1 protein-coding gene is annotated in these 418 nt (G+C 45.0%); it reads right to left on the bottom strand.

The annotated features are described in order from the left end of the window. The coding region (locus ABR854_RS25850; RefSeq protein WP_502881245.1) for an immunoglobulin domain-containing protein at window positions 1-418 on the bottom strand (418 nt) is incomplete at both ends.

The raw sequence follows: 418 nt of genomic DNA, 5'->3' as shown, positions 1-418 counted from the left end.
ACAGCCATTTAAGCTACATTCTAAATAATAGGTCGTCGTGGTCGAAATGCTTGGGGTAGTGTAGTTTGTTCCTGTGACTAAAGCTGTACCGCCTGTTAATGAACTGTACCATGAGATCGTGCCTCCTGAACAGCCACTTGCGGTCATTGTTACACTACCTGTACCACAACGATTGCCGCCCACACTTGTTGGTGCCGCTGGAATAATATTTACTACTACACTCGCTGTTGCTGTTGCACTACAACCCGCACTACTTGTTACTGTTACGGTATAAATTCCGCCATTCGTTGTTTGGGCATTGCTTATGCTTGGATTTTGAAGCGTACTTACAAAACCACTTGGACCAGACCATGAATAAGTACTTCCTCCACTTGATCCCAATGTTATTACTGAACCGACACACTCCGTATCTCCCGTT

The organism is Emticicia sp. W12TSBA100-4 (assembly GCF_040253585.1).
Taxonomy (GTDB): domain Bacteria; phylum Bacteroidota; class Bacteroidia; order Cytophagales; family Spirosomataceae; genus Emticicia.
Note: the sequence above shows the minus strand (reverse complement) of the source record. Positions and strands in the feature narration are given on the sequence as shown.